This window comes from Leeuwenhoekiella nanhaiensis (genome assembly GCF_002744755.1).
GTDB lineage: Bacteria > Bacteroidota > Bacteroidia > Flavobacteriales > Flavobacteriaceae > Leeuwenhoekiella > Leeuwenhoekiella nanhaiensis.
In genome coordinates, this window is the sequence record NZ_KZ319287.1 from 669,926 (window position 1) to 684,282 (window position 14,357).

Below are 14,357 nucleotides of genomic sequence, written 5' to 3' on the forward strand. Positions count from 1 at the left end.
CAGCAGTTGCTTACTTTTAGCCTTTATTAAAATTGGCTTTGAAAAATTATTTACTTCTGGTTACTTTTTTCCTGTTACTTTCCTGCGATTCAGACAAGGGCTTAAACTGCTTTCAGTCCCCCGGAGAGCCGGTTGCTATCGAATACACCCTTGAGAATTTTACCAAAATCGTAGTCGAAGAGCGACTGCAACTCATCGTCAAACAGGGCGCCGAGCAAAAAGTAGTTTTAGAGACCGGCGAAAACCTGGTAAACGATATTGAAATCAGCGTTTCAGACGGAGTGCTAACGTTGTTTAACGACAACGGCTGTAACCTGGTACGCGATTATAACATCAGCAAGGTTGTGGTGACTACTCCTAATCTTACTGAAATCCGCAATGCTTCGGGCTACGAGGTGCAAAGTGAGGGTGTTCTCAACTTCAATTCGCTCACACTCACCAGCGAGGATCTGGAGGAAGAAGATCTTTATCATAAAGACGGGGATTTCAGATTGGAGCTTGATGTAAACACGCTAAACATCACAGCAAACGGACTCTCTAATTTTTTCCTTTCCGGCAAAGCCGAAAATGCCAATCTCGAATTTCTGGAAGGCGATATTCGCTTTGAAGGCGCCGATTTTGAAGTTCAAAACCTAGAAGTATTTCACCGCGGAACCAACAAAGTGATTGTAAATCCCATTCAGGCTTTGCGTGGCAGGGTGCTCAGCACAGGCGACCTGATCTCCGTCAACCGTCCACCTGTCGTTGAGGTTGAAGAGACCTATACCGGACGCTTGATTTTTCAGTAGGAAAATCATTTTACTCACTCATAAGCTCCTCCCCTTAAAAAGGGGAGGTGTTTTCAGCTTTGCTGAAAACGGAGGGGTCTTAATTCCGCGAAGGCGGAAATCTCACTAACGCCAAGACGGAAATCCCATTCCCTGATTTTTAACCGTATCTTTGCAACCTATATTAAAACTTAAGTTGCTTGGAATCTCAACATAACAATCCGTTACAGCCCGAATCTGCCGAAAACAAACCGCATAAAGCCGGTTTTGTCAACATTATTGGTAACCCCAACGTGGGAAAATCAACCCTGATGAATGCGCTGGTAGGTGAGCGGCTTTCTATCATTACCTCAAAAGCCCAAACCACCAGACACCGTATTTTAGGTATCGTAAACGGTGATGATTTTCAGGTGATTTTAAGCGATACGCCCGGTATCATCAAGCCTGCGTACGAGTTGCAGGCCTCGATGATGGACTTTGTAAAGTCTGCCTTTGAAGATGCTGATGTTTTGCTGTACATGGTTGAGTTGGGCGAAAAGGAACTCAAAGACGAGGAGTTTTTTAAGAAAATACGCAATACCGATATTCCGGTTCTACTGTTGATCAACAAGATCGATCAGGGTAATGAAGAATTGCTCGAAGCCAGCCGCAAACACTGGCAGGAGCAGGTGCCTAATGCGGAGATTTTCGCGATTTCAGCACTGGAGAATTTTGGGGTGACCGAAGTATTTAATCGTATTCTCGAGGCTTTACCGGTTTCTCCGCCCTTTTATCCTAAAGATGCCCTTACCGATAAGCCCGAACGCTTTTTTGTAAATGAAATCATTCGCGAAAAGATTTTGATGCACTACAAAAAGGAAATTCCGTATTCGGTAGAGATTGATACCGAAGAATTTTTTGAAGAGGATAACATTATCCGGATGCGCAGCATCATTATGGTAGAGCGTGACAGCCAGAAGGGCATCATCATCGGCCATAAAGGTGCAGCCCTAAAACGCGTAGGCATCGAAGCCCGAAAGGATCTCGAAATATTCTTTGGCAAGCAGGTGCATCTGGAACTCTACGTAAAAGTCAATAAAAACTGGAGAAGTAGTGAGCGCGAATTGCGTCGCTTTGGGTATAATGGGAAATAGTGGCAGCGCCACAGGATCATAATATTAGTTTATATTAGAATTCAGAAATAAATGATACATTTACTTCAATGTCAAAGGAAAGAATCGAAATAAAGCTAGAATATGTTGGAGATGATCAAGTTGATCTCCAAAATATGTCATTACAAGCTTTAGAGTCTTTTCTTTTGGTGACCACTTCTTTAAAGAATATCGCAGAAAATATTACTAAGGATGTGACTTTTACAATCAAAAAAGGATCAGCATATTCTTCTGTTAATGGTTCTACATCTGCCATTGAAAACATATATAAGTCTATTGATCAGGCTATAAGTGGGGAATCTAATGATGAAGTCATCACTTCAAACCTTAGAAATATTCAAAGAGAGATTCAAAATCAGGTTTTCAAATATCAGTTTAAATATGCAGATTTTAAGCTTGATGAGAGAATTAAAAAAGCCAAAAAAATAACCAAAAAGAGGAGCAATAGTCAATATGAAAAAGAATTGGCAATTGTATCGGGCTTCTTTAACTCGATAGGTGGTAATGATCCAAATTATCATTTTGATTTTGGCTTTAATAATCGGCTTAAAGTTGAATGTAATATTCTTGACGTTGATGAATTAAAAGATTATTTATATAAGAATATTTCCTGCCTTGTATTAAAGAAATTTTCTGAAGAGGATAATGAAAAAACATCTTATACTCATTTAACAGTTTTTGAAGATGGTCAGGAGGCACGTTTTAGACCTTTCATAAAAAAATTGAATAAAGAAACAGATATCTTTAGAAGGTTAGACTTGATTTATGAATTTATAGATGCGTCGACATCTAGAATAAAGGATTTGAAAGTTCTATTAAAATCTTACGATTCAATTTTTAATGATATTAATGAATTTAAGACGTTATTGATCTTAACCAAGAGCTTAAAAAATAATGAGGAAATTAAAGATTATAGATCTAATCTTTTGACCCATTTTGAACATACACTTGATAAGATTTAAAGTTTGTTTGATATAATAAATACTTTAACGGAAAAAGATATCAAAGAGAACTTTGTGGCTATTGGCACCTATATTGATGAAAACAAAACCCCTTATCATGCTGTCATAGTTGTAAAGTTTGATACTGTTATTGAACATATTCATTATACAGGTAAAGAAATACTCTTTGATGACATTTACGATGAAACTTGTTTTCACAAAATAACTGACACTATTCCTACGGCTTTAATTCCTTCATTTATTGTCATGTGTAAAAATGTGATGAAAAACGCAAATCCTTCCTATGGCTATTTTTACTCTGGAGAATATTATGACCAAAATGGCAATCATTTTTCAGAAAAAGCTATAAAAGAAAGGATGACTTGTTCAGGATTTTGTCTGAATCTTCTTAAAGGATATCTTGAAGAAGATTATTTATATTACCAGGAGTGGGAAAAATCTGGTTATCCATCAGAAAATTATTTAAAAAATTATGCAAAGAGAAACGGTTTAGAGATTGATGACATAAGTGAATCTCATAGGCGTATATCACCTTTGGAAATGTTATGTTCGGCGTATTTCAAAAATTTGCCTATAAGAAAATTTCAAATTGATTCAAAAAAAGATGAAACGCTAGAGTATTTAAAAAATTACTAACTTTAATTCCTATCAAAATACAACTAAGAAGGCCCCGCACTGCGTGGCCTTCTTAGTTAAAGAGTTTAAGTTAACTTATTGATTCTGTCGAAAATAACTATACTTCCGGCAGCGGCTACGTTTAACGAACTTTCACCGGGCAGCTGAACCATCTCATTACATTTATTTTTCAGCTCTTTGGTTAAGCCGTGATCTTCAGAACCAAGTAAATAGACTGCTCTTTGCGGATGAACAAAATTTTGGATAGGCGTAGCCATTTCGTCTAATTCAACACCTATTATTTTACAGCTATAGGGAACGGTTTCCAGAAAAGCTTCAATTGTTTTATACTGGAATAACGGGATCCGTGACCAAACCTTTAACACGTCACTGCTTTTCTTTTGATATTTAGAATCAATAACAAAAATGAATTGAGCTCCAAAGACGAAAGCAGTTCTCCATAAAGAACCGACATTTTCTTCAGTTTTTGGCCTGAAAATACCAATGCCAAAATAGCTTTCTTCACTCATCTTCCATTTTCGTTTCATTTTGCGACTATTAGGTAATTGGCTCTCAAAATAGAATAATTTGGTAAAATTTCAAGTATCAAAACAAAGCTGCTACGATAGAAGAGTCTTATCCTATTTCAACTGTTTTTTTATTTCAAACAATTAACTACTATTGCAAGGAATTAACTTTATATTAAGATTTCTCCTGCTATGAAAAAAATGATCCTTTTGGGATTGCTTTTAGCCACTTCTTTCGGCTTTTCCCAAACTGAAAAAACGTCTTCCCTCAAGGTTGCTGAGAGTGCTCCTTTTGAAGATGACAGCAATACCTATGAGGTCGTTGCTTTAAAAACCACTCCAGAGAATCAAACCGGTATCGTGCGTGAAGGTAAGCGCGATCTGGCATTTGAGATTTTTGATGAAAACCAAAAGCGAGTTTTTTCAGAACTAGTAGATATTGATCGTAAGGAAAAATTTATCGGGCAGGTTTTTGGCGGAACTATCATAAAAGTAATTACGGTAAATGAGGTAAGCCGTGAAGATCGGGAAGTCTCGTGTTACAGCTTTGATCTCGCCAATCGCAGTGTAACCAAAACACCACTTTTTACTGCTCAGGTTGATCGCAATGAAGATCTGTTTTTCCTCAGCCGTAAGCGTCAAACCAGTATTGCCATATCTGAGGATTCCCGGTATTTTGCGGTTGCTACCGATGATTTTAATAAAAATTCCAATCAATATACCGTTCGTGTTTTTGACGCACAGGATTTAAGCCTGAAGTTTCAAAAGGCGTATCAGGATGGTGGTGAACGTTATTTTGAACCCAACGATATTTTTATCACAAATGATGCTGAAGTTTTTGTAGTAGGTAAACTCTTTAAAGAGGGGCGTGCCGAGAAGAAGAAAAAGAAAGCGAACTACGACTTTATGCTAAATAAAGTGACCGAGGGTGAAAACACACAGACGCTGATTGGCTTAGAAAATGAGTTCGTACAATCGCTTAACCTTACCGATGGCGGAGATAAACTCAATTTGTATGGCTTCTATTCTGAAGATAAAGTGAGACGTTTAAAGGGCAGTTGCAAATTTGTTGTTGACAAACAAACGCTAGCCGTAACCGGCAAACAGGCAAATCCGCTCCCGGTGAGTGTATTTGAAGATTTGTATGGAAACGATCGCGGTAAAGAGAAAGCTGATTCTGAACTGTCTAATTTTACATTAGACCATATTCTTACCGACAGTAAAGGTAATGTGTATCTTGTTGCGGAAGAATTTTACGTGACGGTGGTTTACAGTACCTACGGAATGACGACAATACCACACTATGATGATATTATTTTATTGAAATACAATGCTCAGGGTGAACTGGCCTGGGGCAGAAGCATCTTTAAAAAGGACGCCTTTCCTTCTTACAACGCCTTTTTAAAAGACGATACTCTGCATATTTTATTGAACTCCGGGAAAAGCCTGACGGAAAAGGAAGACGGGCGTACCAAAGCCTCAAAAGGATTTTTTGAATCTACTGCTCTGTATGATTTTGAATACAGCCCGGACGGAGAAGTTTCGTATAACAAGATTCAGGATAATAAAGGAAATACCAAATACTTCCCTGCAAACGGGACTTATGAAAACGGAACGTTCCTCATGATGAGCGGCGGTGGCCGGGAACGTCAGTTTATGATGCTGAGGTAACAAGATAGAATAAAAAAAGCCCCGCACTGCAGGGCTTTTTTTATTTTTGCATCCGGCTGCAAGCCGGCCCGCGGTTAGCAGCATCCACCACCATCATAATGAAAGGTGCTTTCGCTGATAAAAATATCGTCACGACCTAAAGCCTTTAAGGCTCCTGCGGTTTTATCACATACAGCCAGCGGCTGATTTTTCAGTAATACATGGCCTTTTTTGTCATCAAAATGATTTTCAGAACCGTAATAAATCGCGGCTTTTCCGGTAAAAATACACGGGCCATCTTCGGGCATAGGATCTTTGATGGCGGCTACCTCAATAGATTCGATATAGATGAGTTCGTCTGTAGGATAGTTTTTCGGGTCGAGAATGCGGTAGGGCTTGCGTGCACGGATTTCGATAGTTCCAAAACCGGCATCGGTAAGGGCTTTTACATACTCGCTAATCGGAAGGCTTCCGCTGAGGCAGAGCGCACGCAAACGCTCGTCATTACGCAGCGTTTCGTTCATTTCCTGCTCGCAGGTAGGATCGCTCATTACCAGTCTTCCGTGAGGTTTCAGCACCCGGTACATTTCGGCGATTGCCTTCTTTAAATCTTCGGCTTTAAAAATATTGAACAGGCAGTTTTGAGCGGCCACGTCGATACTGTTATCCTCAACCGGCAGGTTTAAGGCATCTCCCTTTTTAAGGTCTACAAACTCACTTTTAAACCAGGGATTTTGCGCTTCGGCTTCTATAAAATTTTTACGTGAAGCTTCAAGCATTTCATCTACCACATCAACGCCCACCACACCGCTTTTCTGGCGCGAGAAATAGGCAAATTGCAGCAGCTCCATGCCGCCGCCAACGCCTACATACAGCACCCGCGGATTGTTAGTCAGGTCGCGTGCGTTTACGGTGCTGCCGCAGCCGTAATTCATTTCCTGCATGATTTTCGGGATTTTCAGACCCGGCAATTCCCAGATGGGATTGGTTGTGCAGCAAAGTCCTACATCGGGCGTTAAAGCCGCATCGCGATATACATTCTTGGTGGTTTCTAAGTAGCTCATAGTTCCTTTTTTTTGATTTGTATTTTTTAAAGTTGAATGCCAAAACCCTGTAACCCGCTTTCATAGGGCGGAAGGATCTCGGTGTTATCCCAAATTCCGGTGATCAGGGTTCGGGCGTATTCCTGCGGCAGAAACTCGTTTTGCATGTGTGCGTTGGCGAGTTTATGATTGTACTGCATCGTGTGATGCGTAAAGCCGAAGCTTCCGTTTTGTTCTTCTAAAAGGGCGTACCATACGTGCGGCTGCCCGTCATTGGCCGGCATCCCAATCACACCCGGATTGATCCAAAGCTTATCATCGTGCTCCTGGTTAAATGGTAAACCACAATGCCCGGCGATGATCACATCGGTTTGGAGGGCATCAAAATTTGCCTGCTTTTTCTCCCAGGGAGTTGACTTATAGACAAATTCCGAAACATTGAAGTAATCGCCGTGCACCACAAAGATTTCTTTTTCCGCAAAGCGGAATGTGAGGTGATCAGGCAATTCCGAAATAAATTCCAGCGAAGATTTGCTGAGTTTACTCTGTGCATACGGAAACCACATCTGGCTAAACCCGTCGCAACGCGAACCCTTTCTAAAATCACAACCGCAATCTTCAGCGCCGTCCCGAAGCTGAATTTCCACATTTCCCAGAATGCTTCGGGCACCCCAGATTTTAAAGAGCTGTACCACTTCTTCCGGCTGGCCGCAATAGCCCACGATGTCTCCGGTACAGATGCAATTTTCAGGAGGAATGCCTTGTTTTTCGGCAATACTCTTCAGCTTTTCCAGCGCCTGCAAATTGCTGTAGACGCCTCCAAAAAGCAGCACTTTTCCGTATAGCGAACCCAGATCTACCACAGCTTTATCCATGAAGGTATGAGATATACAATTAAACAAGAAGCGATTCCCCAGACATTAACCCAAAGCAAATCGGCATAATTTCCCTGGGTAAGAATCCAGCTTTTTGGGATGAGGTCAAACAGCAGGAGAAAACCAAACAGGAGTCCACAACCCACACTCAGGTAAAAACTGATTTTAGGCGCGGGCAGTTTCCAAAATAAAAATACCGGTGTCAGGCCAATAACCATAGTCCCCGAGATGGTGGTTGCCGACAGGATTTTGGCATCTAAAAAAATGGGGATGGTTCCCAAAATGACCAAAACGCCCATAGCGATACGTCCCAGCGTGATGCTTTCGCCCCAATTCAAATCAACCGCAACCAGTTTTGAGAAGGACGAAAACGTGGAATCTAGCGTAGAAGCTGCCGATGTAATCATAATAAAATTGATGATGAGTAAAATCACGGTACCAAAGGCTTTGCCTACTTCAACTGCTGCCTGGCCCTGCATTCCCATGGCCTGAGCATACACGCCCACGATACTGAAAAGTATGATGCAGGCACCGCCCAAAACGCTGGCCCAGAGAAAACTTTTGAGGGTTACCCGCGGCGAACTCAAAAAAGCACGGTCGGTCAATACGGGATCGTGAAAGGGGTAACTAAACGACTGAATCAGGGCCGCAAAAAGCAGGTTTAGACCCGTTTCAAAACTCCAGATTCCGCTATTGACCGTTTGGCTCACGGTAAAACCGGGAACCGAGTAGATGTTTGATAACACCACAAACAGTAAAATGCTAAAAAGCCCCATTTGGATCACGTCGGTAAAAATCGAACTGCTGAGTCCGCCTTTTAGTGAGTACGCCAGCGTAAGCAAACTAAAGACGATGATGGCTGCGTAGTAGGCTTCGGAGTCAACGGTGCCAAAATAGCTGCCTATAACCATAGTGTTGCTCCAAACCTCATTAAACAGGCGTATAGCGATGAGGATCGAAAAGATACGCATCGCGTTTTTTCCAAACCGGGTGGTTAAAAACTGATGCAGACTTGTAAAGCCTCCTTTTTTACGCATAAAATAGATGAGTATGCCGGCAACAGCAAAGGATAGGTAGTAGCCTGCATAAGCGACTCCGCCTACGATCCCAAACTCAAGGCCCAGGTTTGCAGCATTGGTAATGCTCTTGGCAAAAATCCACGAGATGACGAGGCTCCCGGTAAGCATAAACACATTAGGCACTTTATTGCGATGGGTCGCCTTAAAAAAATCATCAGTCGATTTGGCAAGCGGGGACAGTAAAAACAGGATCAAACTTGACCCGATAATCAAAACCCATTGCCACATTAGTGTACTCAAATTCTTAGTTTTTTAGTTATCCCACCATACGGGGGTGTCCAGACTGTTACCATTTGTGGCCTGCGCCGCCTGCCGGTAATTATCTGCGTTCAATGCTTCTTCTTCTGCCGGGTAAGGCATACGCACCGGGATTTTGCCGTCGTTGAGACTGGCAGCAACCGGTTTAAAAGCCGGGAAGCCCGTGCGGCGCCATTCAACCCAACCTTCATAGCCGTTTATGATATTGGCGATCCACTTTTGGGTGATGATTTGCTGCACCGGAGTCGTTCCGGGAGCGTTGTAAGCCGCTGATCCCGCAAGGTAATTTGCAGGCAAGTCGGTAAGCCAGTATTCAAAAGCCTGCGTCACGCCGGTGTTGTACAGGTTTGCTCCATCGGCATTAATATAGCCTTTTGCGGCTGCTTCGGCCAAAATAAAATGGGTTTCCCAGGCCGTCATAAAGTTGGCGTTGAGGTCTGCTGTATTTTCTCTGAAAAGGGTTCCCGCAAGCGAAAAGTTTGCCGGTTCAATGGAGGTTTGGGAGGCATTGATGCCATTGATCAAGCCGTTGAAATCTCCGGAAGTCGAATTTGCAAACGGACGGAAGAATACCGCGATGCGATCGTCATTCAATTCTTTTAAAATGTCTTCCATAGTTTCTGAAAGCACAAAGTTGTTAAAATCTCCTGCCCGTAATTGCGCAAAGCGGAAGCTATTTGGAGCACTTGCCGTAAAGTCAAACGTAGCATTGTCTGCATTGCTCGCGATAAAGTTTCCTTCGGCGTAAATGGCCGCGATTTGAGCCGCCACATCTTCACGCCCGGAAATACGCATCAGGGCTTTCAGCTTTAGGGAATTTGCAAATTGCACCCAGTTTTCCAGATTTCCTGAAAACAACAGGTCGCCTTCTAAAGCAACCGCTCCCTGATAGGCTTCAAGAGCAGCGATACCTTTGTCCAGATTGTCCAGAATTCCGCCTTCGGCGAGATAGATGTCTTCCTGTGCGTCGTAGGCAGCAGTAACCGTCCCGTCAATGCCGTTGAAAGCTTCAAAATAAGGTACGTCGCCAAATAAATCGGTAAGTCCCTGAGCCATGTAGGCTTTTAAAATCAGGGCCGGACCTTCATAAACTTTAAAGGTTTCCACATTTTGAGCCTGTTTGAGTAAAATCTCATTATCCCGCAAATTGGTGTAAAAAACCGGCCAGGGATTGCCACCCAGTTGAGGCGACTTCAGCGCGTGACGGTCAAACAGGTTAAAATCGAGCGCGGTGCGATGCTGCGACAGTAAATCACCGGCGGCAAAACCCTCGTAGCTCATTTGTTCGCCAAAATCATAAATCACCTGCCGCAATAGCAAGCCCGGCTGCACGTTTACCGGCGCGTTGGGGTTGGTGTTGAGGTCTTCAAAATCTGTGGTGCAGGCTGTAAAAAGCGTCAGACCCAGAATCAATATGCTGTATAGTTTTTTCATCTTCTAAATGTTTTTGATCCTTCAGGCCTTAAAAATTAAAGCCCGCTTTTAAGCCGATGCTGCGGCTGGTGGCATAACTCATATCTTCAACCCCGCTTACAAAAGTGTTGCCCTGTACCGCAAGTTGTTCCGGGTCAAAATGCGGAATCTCCGAAATCGCAAACAGATTGCGGCCTACCAGCGCCAGGTTGATGTTCATGCCGTTAGCAAGACCCAGAAACCCGTCTTTCAGATCAAAAGTGTAGCCTACTGAAAATTGGCGCAACTTCAGGAAAGACGCGTTATAAATGTTGTTTTCCTCATGGTTACGGTCGTAAAACTGGCGGTAGTAGGTTTCTGCCGAAACCGCGGTGGTGTTGGGCACGTACTGCGGATTTTCTGCGGTGCCGGTATTCACAACGCCTTGCGGTACGATTCCTTCTTCGGGACGGTTTGCCGTCTCGGCAAGCTGACCGCCCACAGTCCCCAGAGCACGTGTTCGCGAGACGAGTTCGCCTCCCTGACGCCAGTCAAACAGGAAACTCAGGTTCCAGTTTTTGTAAGTGAAATCACTGTTCCAGCCCAGCATAAAATCGGGGTTGTAATTGCCCAGTTTTTTTAAAGTGTTGTCTGCGATATAGCTTCCGGAAGGTGTGAGAATAAACTGGCCATTTTCGGTCTTTCGGTAACCGGTACCGTAGATATCGCCTATTCTTCCACCTTCTTCCACCTGAAACCACACGGTTTGATTGGCGCTGTCGTAGATTCGGCTGTAAGCCAAAGTCAAACGCCCGTCTGCCTGCGGCAGGCTTTCAACCTCAGAACGGGAAGTGCTGAAGTTAAAAGTGGTGTTCCATTTAAAGTTTGAGTTCAATACTGGCGTGGCGTTAAGAATGAGTTCGACTCCGCGGGTGCGTACCTCGCCACCATTTACGACCTGCTGGTTGTATCCCGAAGAAATCGCAATAGGAAGCGAGATGATCTGATCTTGAGTCAGGTTGTTGTAATAAGTCGCGTCAAGCCTGATGCGGTCTTTTAAAAACCGAATATCAGCGCCTACTTCGTACGAAGTGGTTTGTTCCGGTTTGAGGTTTGCATTCGGAATAAAATTTTGATTGCTGAAGGTAGGCTGCCCGTTGTAAGGGGTCTGCGAAATGAAAGCGCCGCTGGTTTGATAAGGCTGGGTATCGTTACCCACCTGAGCCACGCTGGCGCGCAGTTGCACATACGAGAAGGTTTCCGGAAGCTTTGCCACTTCAGAGAGTATAAAACTCGCAGAAGCCGAAGGATAGAAAAATGAAGTCTCATCTACCGAAAAGGGTGTGGCAAGCGCGCTTGACCAGTCGTTACGCCCGGTGATGTCGAGAAACAGAAAATCGCGGTAACCCAGTTTGGCTATGCCGTAAAACGAATTGATGCGCTTGCGTGATTCAAACTGAAACACATCGATGGGAGAAGCCGCGTTGTTGAGGTTAAAAATGCCGGGTTGTGCGAGGTTTACGGTCTGACTTTGTTTGGTTGAGGCTTTTTGATCGAGTCGGTTTCCGCCCAGCGAAATATCTACAGATAGGTCACCAAAAATCTTGTTGTAATTCAAAAGGAAATCGGTATTTACCTCTCTGTACAACACATCGTGCTCGGCATAACCCCCGTTTTTAAAACGGTTAGAACTGAAAGCGCGACGCAGTTGGCGGGTTTCGGAAGAGTAATCCATCCCGCTGCGTACGGCAAGGCTTAGATTTTCGGTAAACTGGTGCTTAAGCGACAGGTTTCCAAAAACACGATCCCGATTGAAAGAGTTGCGGTTTTCATACATAATGAAAAACGGATTGTCAAAATAGGTGTAGTTAAATGAAAACTGTTGCACACCCTCAAGTCCCGGTTGCCAGTAGCGGCGCAGGCTGTTCATATCCAGAGAGCGCGGACCCCAGGCGACAAGCGAATAATTGACGTTTTCGCTTCCATACCCATTAGACGGGCGGTTGTCACTGCCCGAATTCACATAATTGATGGTCGCATTGAAGCGGGTCTTATCGGTAGGCTTAAAGTTGAGTTTGGCGGCCACCGTCTGGCGGTCGAGATTCACTCCGGGAATGATGGCTTCGCTGCGCAAATCGGTAAAGGAAAGGCGGTAATTGCCTTTTTCAAAACCGCTGCCAATGGCTACGTTGTTGATGGTAGTGACTCCGGTTTGGTAAAAGTCTTTCAGATTGTCTGGGTGCGAATTAAATGGAGTAGGGGTGATGGGAAGTCCGTCATAAAGCGCTGTGTCGCCCCCGCGTACCACGCTCCCGTCTGGCAAGGTAACCGGAGAATCAAATTGAGCAATGAGGGTGCCCTGATCTAAACGCGGACCCCAGGAATAGGTGATGAGGTCGTTAACACCGCCACCTAAACCGTCAACGAACTCAAATTGTCCCGAGTTGCCCTGCCCGTATTGATTTTGAAATTCAGGCAGTTTAAAAGGCGTATCTAAAAACACAGAAGTATTTACGCTGATTCCTAAACCCTTGCTTTGGCTTCCGTTTTTGGTTTCGATTATGATCACACCATTTGACGCCCGGGTTCCGTAAAGGGCGGCGGCACTGGGACCTTTCAATACACTTACCGAAGCGATATCATCGGGATTGACTTCCATCGCACCGTTACCAAAATCTACTTCCTGAAAACCGGCAGCGGCTTCATTGGTGTTGTTGAAAACCGTGTTGTTATTGATGGGCGTTCCGTCTACGATAAACAGCGGATTGTTGTTGGAAAAGGAAGCCTCCCCGCGAATGGTAATCTTAGAGGAAGATCCTACACCGGTGGCACCTTGCGATACGGTAACCCCGGCCAGTTTTCCCGCGAGATTATCCAGAAAGTTGGGCGCTTTTACAGCTGATACTTCTTCGGCTTCAATGGTTTGAACCACATAGCCCAGTTCTTTGGTTTCGCGCTCCAGTCCCAAGGCCGTGATTACGACTTCATCAAGATCTGTAGTAGATTCCTGCAAAACGATATTGATGGTTTGCTGCCCATTTATTGCGGCGGTTTGCGTGATAAAACCAATTGCCGAAAAGCGCAATTGGGTCGCTTTTGCAGAAAGGCTTAAGCTGTAATAACCATTTTCATCTGTGATGGTGTTGGCATCGGCATCTACCGCGACAACATTTACAAAAGGGACCGTAGAACCGTCACTAGAAGTGGTTACGGTACCCGAAATTAGAGTCTGGCCGTTTGCAAATGCACAAAGCAAGAGCATAAGCCCAAAATAAAGGTGTTTCATTAAATAAAGGTAGGATTAGTACTTGTGAGGCTTCGGTGAGGAAGCCCTGCTTGAAATAGCGTTTTAGGCGATACTAAGGGGCGAACCTTTATTGAAGTAAACCGGATGGGAAAAAAGCCAGGCGGTAAGGGATTTAAAGCTGAAAAGGTGAACTTTCTGAACAGCAGATTTTACTAAAAGTTTCCGTATCTGAAATGGAAGCTTTTTAGCAGTGCTCAATAGCAGAGCGACATCTGCCGAAGTATCCAGATCGTAAAGCGCCGGAAGCAATTCGGCATGTATTTTTTTAGCCTGAACCAAACGCAGGATACTGCGCGTCAGTGAGGCGGTTTGCCAGGGTAAATTTAAAAAGGATTGGGCGTCAAAATGGGTTTTGCTCAAGCCCATCAGGTAGAACCCGCCGTCGTGTGAGGGACCCAGAACCAGCGGACAGGTTTTGAGTTTTTCAGCTGCGGTGAGCAGATGATTTTTGGTAAGCTGCGGGCTGTCATTCCCCACACTGATTACGTTATCAAAACCCAACTTGTAAATATCCTGAAGCGCATTGGTAAAGCGGGAGGCAAAATCTGCACCGCGTTGCAAATCTTCGGTATAAATAAAATAGGGAAGACCGGTTTTCTTTACAGTGTTCTCAATCTGTAAATTGAGTTTTTCAAATACCGAAACCCCATTGCGCAGTCTTTTGTGACCGGCATCTGCCTGCGCGGAGCGGGCAAAAATAAGTATGGCGGTTTTGGTATTCATAGCCTTAA

The 14,357-nt window shown here is 43.9% G+C and carries 12 protein-coding genes; 5 read left to right on the top strand and 7 right to left on the bottom strand.

Going from position 1 to position 14,357, the window contains the following annotated elements:
• Positions 1-38 precede the first annotated feature (38 nt).
• The 4 genes from CJ305_RS02945 (at position 39) to CJ305_RS02960 (ending at position 3,516) form a co-directional block, all read left to right on the top strand.
• Entirely contained in the window at positions 39-788 is a 750-nt protein-coding gene (locus CJ305_RS02945; RefSeq protein ID WP_099644897.1) for a head GIN domain-containing protein, read from the top strand.
• Positions 789-967: 179 nt separating this feature from the next.
• Positions 968-1,900, top strand: a complete 933-nt coding sequence (era, locus tag CJ305_RS02950) for a GTPase Era (RefSeq protein WP_099644728.1) — start codon at positions 968-970, stop codon at positions 1,898-1,900.
• A 68-nt stretch (positions 1,901-1,968) separates the two neighbouring features.
• Positions 1,969-2,880 carry a hypothetical protein gene (locus tag CJ305_RS02955; RefSeq protein WP_099644729.1) on the top strand — a complete coding sequence of 304 codons (912 nt, stop codon included), beginning with the start codon at positions 1,969-1,971 and terminating at the stop codon, positions 2,878-2,880.
• Positions 2,881-2,883: 3 nt separating this feature from the next.
• Positions 2,884-3,516, top strand: coding sequence for a hypothetical protein (locus CJ305_RS02960; RefSeq protein ID WP_099644730.1), 633 nt, complete (start codon positions 2,884-2,886; stop codon positions 3,514-3,516).
• 65 nt (positions 3,517-3,581) lie between these two features.
• Here the strand turns inward: CJ305_RS02960 and CJ305_RS02965 are convergent, their stop codons facing one another.
• Positions 3,582-4,043: an RNA methyltransferase gene (locus CJ305_RS02965; RefSeq protein WP_099644731.1), complete on the bottom strand. Its 462-nt coding sequence runs from the start codon at positions 4,041-4,043 to the stop codon at positions 3,582-3,584.
• Between the two features lie 171 nt (positions 4,044-4,214).
• Between CJ305_RS02965 and CJ305_RS02970 the strand changes: the two genes are divergently transcribed.
• Positions 4,215-5,693, top strand: a complete 1,479-nt coding sequence (locus CJ305_RS02970; RefSeq protein ID WP_099644732.1) for a hypothetical protein — start codon at positions 4,215-4,217, stop codon at positions 5,691-5,693.
• A gap of 74 nt (positions 5,694-5,767) precedes the next feature.
• Here the strand turns inward: CJ305_RS02970 and arsM are convergent, their stop codons facing one another.
• From arsM to CJ305_RS03000, 6 genes are all read right to left on the bottom strand, one after another.
• On the bottom strand, positions 5,768-6,736 hold the full coding sequence (gene arsM / locus CJ305_RS02975) for an arsenosugar biosynthesis arsenite methyltransferase ArsM (RefSeq protein ID WP_099644733.1): 969 nt from the start codon (positions 6,734-6,736) through the stop codon (positions 5,768-5,770).
• A 26-nt stretch (positions 6,737-6,762) separates the two neighbouring features.
• Positions 6,763-7,590, bottom strand: coding sequence for a metallophosphoesterase family protein (locus CJ305_RS02980; RefSeq protein ID WP_099644734.1), 828 nt, complete (start codon positions 7,588-7,590; stop codon positions 6,763-6,765).
• Complete coding sequence (locus CJ305_RS02985) at positions 7,572-8,897, bottom strand: sodium:solute symporter family transporter (RefSeq protein WP_394340040.1); 1,326 nt, start codon at positions 8,895-8,897, stop codon at positions 7,572-7,574. The genes CJ305_RS02980 and CJ305_RS02985 overlap by 19 nt, the downstream gene beginning before the upstream one ends.
• A gap of 24 nt (positions 8,898-8,921) precedes the next feature.
• Positions 8,922-10,361: a SusD/RagB family nutrient-binding outer membrane lipoprotein gene (locus CJ305_RS02990; RefSeq protein WP_099644736.1), complete on the bottom strand. Its 1,440-nt coding sequence runs from the start codon at positions 10,359-10,361 to the stop codon at positions 8,922-8,924.
• 28 nt (positions 10,362-10,389) lie between these two features.
• Positions 10,390-13,605 carry a SusC/RagA family TonB-linked outer membrane protein gene (locus CJ305_RS02995; protein ID WP_099644737.1) on the bottom strand — a complete coding sequence of 1,072 codons (3,216 nt, stop codon included), beginning with the start codon at positions 13,603-13,605 and terminating at the stop codon, positions 10,390-10,392.
• A 63-nt stretch (positions 13,606-13,668) separates the two neighbouring features.
• Positions 13,669-14,349, bottom strand: a complete 681-nt coding sequence (locus CJ305_RS03000; protein WP_099644738.1) for a TIGR04282 family arsenosugar biosynthesis glycosyltransferase — start codon at positions 14,347-14,349, stop codon at positions 13,669-13,671.
• Positions 14,350-14,357: the final 8 nt, after the last annotated feature.

Coding starts and splice junctions, on each gene's coding strand:
- CJ305_RS02955 (WP_099644729.1), top strand. CDS start 1,969: ATGTCAAAGGAAAGAATCGAAATAAAGCTAGAATATGTTGGAGATGAT.
- CJ305_RS02965 (WP_099644731.1), bottom strand. CDS start 4,043: ATGAAACGAAAATGGAAGATGAGTGAAGAAAGCTATTTTGGCATTGGT.
- CJ305_RS02970 (WP_099644732.1), top strand. CDS start 4,215: ATGAAAAAAATGATCCTTTTGGGATTGCTTTTAGCCACTTCTTTCGGC.
- arsM (WP_099644733.1), bottom strand. CDS start 6,736: ATGAGCTACTTAGAAACCACCAAGAATGTATATCGCGATGCGGCTTTA.
- CJ305_RS02980 (WP_099644734.1), bottom strand. CDS start 7,590: ATGGATAAAGCTGTGGTAGATCTGGGTTCGCTATACGGAAAAGTGCTG.
- CJ305_RS02985 (WP_394340040.1), bottom strand. CDS start 8,897: ATGTGGCAATGGGTTTTGATTATCGGGTCAAGTTTGATCCTGTTTTTA.
- CJ305_RS02990 (WP_099644736.1), bottom strand. CDS start 10,361: ATGAAAAAACTATACAGCATATTGATTCTGGGTCTGACGCTTTTTACA.
- CJ305_RS02995 (WP_099644737.1), bottom strand. CDS start 13,605: ATGAAACACCTTTATTTTGGGCTTATGCTCTTGCTTTGTGCATTTGCA.
- CJ305_RS03000 (WP_099644738.1), bottom strand. CDS start 14,349: ATGAATACCAAAACCGCCATACTTATTTTTGCCCGCTCCGCGCAGGCA.